The 3606-nt window shown below is 71.3% G+C and carries 4 protein-coding genes; 3 read left to right on the forward strand and 1 reads right to left on the reverse strand.

What is annotated here, in order from left to right; genetic code table 11:
• Positions 1-310: 310 nt before the first annotated feature.
• Positions 311-1225, forward strand: coding sequence for a glycerophosphodiester phosphodiesterase (locus ITI46_RS33765; RefSeq protein ID WP_247746998.1), 915 nt, complete (start codon positions 311-313; stop codon positions 1223-1225).
• A gap of 17 nt (positions 1226-1242) precedes the next feature.
• Here ITI46_RS33765 and ITI46_RS33770 read toward each other — a convergent pair whose 3' ends face one another.
• Positions 1243-1860, reverse strand: a complete 618-nt coding sequence (locus tag ITI46_RS33770; protein WP_209243765.1) for a TetR/AcrR family transcriptional regulator — start codon at positions 1858-1860, stop codon at positions 1243-1245.
• 164 nt (positions 1861-2024) lie between these two features.
• Here ITI46_RS33770 and ITI46_RS33775 point away from each other — a divergent pair, with 164 nt between their 5' ends.
• Together ITI46_RS33775 and ddaH are read left to right on the forward strand one after the other, a co-directional pair.
• Positions 2025-2198: a DUF6243 family protein gene (locus ITI46_RS33775; RefSeq protein WP_209243766.1), complete on the forward strand. Its 174-nt coding sequence runs from the start codon at positions 2025-2027 to the stop codon at positions 2196-2198.
• Between the two features lie 120 nt (positions 2199-2318).
• Positions 2319-3125: a dimethylargininase gene (gene ddaH / locus ITI46_RS33780; protein WP_209243767.1), complete on the forward strand. Its 807-nt coding sequence runs from the start codon at positions 2319-2321 to the stop codon at positions 3123-3125.
• Positions 3126-3606: the final 481 nt, after the last annotated feature.

The raw sequence follows: 3606 nt of genomic DNA on the forward strand, positions 1-3606 counted from the left end.
GCGCCGCCCCGTGCGGCCCCGGCACGCTGCGCGCGCTCGGCGGCGCGCTCGGCCCGACGGCGCAGCCACCCGGCGATCCTGCTCTCGCGTTCCATCTACCGCCTCACTCCGCGACCGAGAACCATGAACTCCGAGAGTACGCAGCCCTGCGGCGCGCTGAGGGGGAATCCACGGATCACGGATGTCTCTCCTCTATCCTGCGCTCCCCCACGCGCTTTCCGGTACGCGGGGTCGGCCGCGTCACTCCTGAGGGCCACCCGGCCGGACGTCCCACCCGGCGCATCGTCCCACTCCCGCCTAGCTTGGGGTCATGGTCACAAAGGCGGTGTTTGTCCCGATGGCCCCGATGATCGCCCTGACCCTCGCCACGGCCCCGGCCGTACCGGCGGCAGCGGCAGCGGCGGATGCGGCCAGCCGCGCCGGCCCGGCGCTCGCCAAGCCGGGGGCAGCCGCGCGCAAAAGGCCGGGGGAGGCCGCCGGGGCGCGCATCCCCCGAGGCGCCCGGCTCTCCGGGACCACTTTCACGGCCCACCGCGGCGGCGCCCTGGAGGTCCCGGAGAACAGCATGCAGGGCATGCTCGCGACCCAGCGGCGCGGATACGCGCGCGTCCTGGACGCCGACATCCGCCAGTTGCGCGACGGCACGCTGGTGGCGATGCACGACGCGACGCTCGACCGCACCACGAACAAGCACGGGCCGGTCGGCGCACTGGACTGGAAGGCGTGGCAGAAGGTCAGGATCACCCCCGACCACAGCCTTCCGGGGCAGTGGCGGCACGAGCGGCCCCCGGCCGCCCGGGAGATCCTCGACCGCTTCGGCGGCGACACCCTTCTGATGCTGGAACTGAAGGACCCGGCAGGGCTGGACCGGCTCGGCCGGCTCATCAAGGAGCGGCATCTGACCCGCTCCGTCCTGGTGGAGTCCAACGATCCGAAGCTGGCGGCCAGAGCCCACAAGCTGGGGCTGCTGACCGCGGTGTGGCGCTCCGCACGGCAGCTGGCCGGCGACCAGCCGAAGCGGTGGAAGAAGTACGTGACGATGCTCAGCGTCGACCACCGGACGTCCAAGCAGCACGTCCGCAAGGCCGTGCGTTCGGGCATCACCTATGTGTGGTCGCACACCGTCAACACCCGCGCGACCCGCGACCGGATGCTGAAGCTGGGCTGCGACGGCATCGTCACCGACCGGCCGGGCACCCTGGCGTTCACCGGGGCCCTGCCGTAGGCCCGTCGGGCCGGGGTTCAGCGCGCGCCTTCCCGCGGGGCGAGGGCGCGCAGCACCATCTCGACCAGCCGGTCGGTGAACTCGTGGGACAGCGGCCCCGACCGGTTGAGCCAGCGCTGCTGGAAAGGGCTCAGCAGCAGTTCGACGGCGAGGTCCAGATCCAGGTCCGGGTCGATCTGCCCGGCCTCCTGCCCGGCACGCAGTCGCCGGACGTACACCTCGAGCCCCGGCTCCCTGAGCCGGGCGACGAACTGGTCGGCCAGCTCGGGGTCGGCGGCGGCGGCGACGGCCAGCGCGCGGTAGGGCGCCTCGAACGCGGCGTCGGAGAATTCGTCGGCGGTGGCGCGCAGCACCGTCTTGAGGTCGTCCTCGATGTCACCCGTGTCGGGGAGACCGCTTTCGTAGTCCTGGTCGTGCACGACCTCGGTGAAGGCGTCGAGCAGCACCGCAGCCTTGGAGGGCCACCAGCGGTAGATCGTCTGCTTGCCGACCCCGGCCCTGGCGGCGATCGCCTCGATGGTCAGCTTCGGATAACCGACCTCGCCGACCAGCTCCATGCTGGCCTGGAGGATCGCCTTACGGGAACGCTCGCTGCGGCGCGAGACATCGGGACTCTTCGCGGTGGTGGGTGACATGGGAACGAATCTAGCAGCGGAATGAGACGAGACGAACCGTCTTGACAAGACGGTTCGTCTCGCGGCACTCTCGGACTGTCGCGGCGAGACGATACGTCTCGGACTGCACGTCCCCGCGGCGTACTCGCCAGATCCCGGCCACGGAGAGGAGACGTGAGACCTTCATGAGCAAAGGACGCGGCGGAAGGATGCTCGGCGTCGGCGGCACCCGCGCACACCTGTCCCGCAAGCAGCTGCGGGGCGGCGGCAACGGCGGCGGGCACGGCCCGGGCGGCGGTACCGACCCGCTCACCCAGAAGCGCGAACTGCTCCGCAGGCTGCGGGAGTCACGCGGATAGCAGCCGGGGCTGTGATGCGGGCCATGCGGGGCCCGCACTTGACCGGCAATCCATACAAACGGGCTCCTCAGGGAGCACTATGGGCGCACCGCATCACGCACGTTCCCTGAGGAGCCCGAGATGTACGCAACCCGTCGCTATCTGATGTGCCCTCCGGCCCACTTCCGTGTCACGTACTCCATCAACCCCTGGATGGACCCCGGCAAACCCGTGGACCTCCCCCTCGCGCTCGCCCAGTGGGAAGCGCTCCGCGACCGCTACCGGGCGCTCGGCCACACCGTCGAGATCCTCGACCCGGTCCCCGGGCTGCCCGACATGGTCTACGCGGCCAACGGTGCGACCGTCGTGGACGGCAGAGTGCTCGGCGCCAGGTTCGCCCACCCCGAGCGCGCCGGAGAAGCGGCCGCGCACCGGGAGTGGTACCGCGCGCACGGATTCACCGATGTCGCCGAGCCCGTCCACATCAACGAGGGCGAGGGCGACTTCGCCGTCACCTCCACCTGGCTGCTGGCCGGCCGCGGCTTCCGCAGCAGCCCGCTCTCGCACGGGGAGGCCCAGGAGTTCTTCGGCCGCCCCGTCATCGGCCTCGACCTGGTGGACCCGCGCTACTACCACCTCGATACGGCGTTGTGTGTGCTGGACGCCGAGACGGACGACGTGATGTACCACCCCGCGGCGTTCTCGCACGGCAGCCGGGCCGTGCTCGGGCGGTTGTTCCCGAATGCGCTGCTCGCCGAGGAGGCCGATGCGCTCGCCCTCGGGCTCAATGCCGTCAGCGACGGCCACCATGTTTTCCTTCCCGAGGCGGCCACGGGGCTCTTCGCGCCGTTGCGGGCGCGCGGGTACGAGCCCGTACCCGTCGCGCTCACCGAACTCTTGAAGGGTGGCGGCAGTGTCAAGTGCGTGACCGCGGAGCTGCGGTCGTAAGACTCCCGCCGGACTGTGCGGCCCCTCCCTCGCCTGGTGCCGGGGAGGGGGTGCCCCTGGCTGTGCTTTGCGGGCTGCGGGTTTCGTTGTGGTCGCTCGCGCCGTTCCCCGCGCCCCTCCGAGGCGCGCCTGCGTCTCCCCGCTGCGCTTGAGCCATCTGCTCCCCAGCCTCTGTCCGAGAGGCGCCCCCTCCTTCTGCTGGGGAGGGGGCGCCCCTGAGCGTCCAATGCAGGCTGCGGGCGCGTTTGTGGCCGCTCGCGCCGTTCCCCGCACCCCTCCGAGGCGCGCCTGCGTCTCCCCGCTGCGCTCGGACATTCCGGGGTTGACCATGGGGGTTGTTTGCAGACTGCGGGTGCGTTGTGGCTGGTCGCGCCGTTCCCCGCGCCCCTTCGGGGCGCGTCTCTCTCCTTCCGTTGCGCTTGGGCAGTCTGCTCAGCAGGGGGCAAGCGCAGCCTTTGTTCGCGGGGTCAGGGGTGGGTGG

This window comes from Streptomyces oryzae (assembly GCF_017676365.1).
GTDB classification, from domain to species: domain Bacteria; phylum Actinomycetota; class Actinomycetes; order Streptomycetales; family Streptomycetaceae; genus Streptomyces; species Streptomyces oryzae.

Coding starts and splice junctions, on each gene's coding strand:
- ITI46_RS33765 (WP_247746998.1), top strand. CDS start 311: ATGGTCACAAAGGCGGTGTTTGTCCCGATGGCCCCGATGATCGCCCTG.
- ITI46_RS33770 (WP_209243765.1), bottom strand. CDS start 1,860: ATGTCACCCACCACCGCGAAGAGTCCCGATGTCTCGCGCCGCAGCGAG.
- ITI46_RS33775 (WP_209243766.1), top strand. CDS start 2,025: ATGAGCAAAGGACGCGGCGGAAGGATGCTCGGCGTCGGCGGCACCCGC.
- ddaH (WP_209243767.1), top strand. CDS start 2,319: ATGTACGCAACCCGTCGCTATCTGATGTGCCCTCCGGCCCACTTCCGT.